The sequence below is a fragment of the Parasutterella secunda genome, assembly GCF_023336895.1.
Taxonomy (GTDB): domain Bacteria; phylum Pseudomonadota; class Gammaproteobacteria; order Burkholderiales; family Burkholderiaceae_F; genus Aphodousia; species Aphodousia faecalis.
This window is the reverse complement of sequence record NZ_JAMBLT010000043.1, coordinates 1-222: the sequence shown is the minus strand read 5'-3', so window position 1 is coordinate 222 and position 222 is coordinate 1. Positions and strand designations below refer to the sequence as shown.

Annotated in this window: 1 pseudogene; it reads left to right on the top strand. The window is 43.7% G+C overall.

Going from position 1 to position 222, the window contains the following annotated elements:
* Positions 1-13 precede the first annotated feature (13 nt).
* Positions 14-222: pseudogene (locus M3080_RS09230) on the top strand (RNA-guided endonuclease InsQ/TnpB family protein); the annotation flags it as partial.

Sequence of the window (222 nt, the reverse complement as noted above, 5' to 3'; positions counted from 1 at the left end):
TCTGCAGCAATCGATGAAGGATCTGTCTCGAGCATATCGCAATTTCTTTTCAGGAAGAACTGCTTTTCCCGTTTTCCATAGAAAGTACGGGGCAAATGATGCCTTTCGCTATCCGCAAGGATTTAAAATTGATGAAACCGGCAAGCAGATTTATTTACCCGGGATCGGCTTTGTGAAGTACAGACGCAGTCGATACATCGAAGGCAAAGCGAAAAATATCAC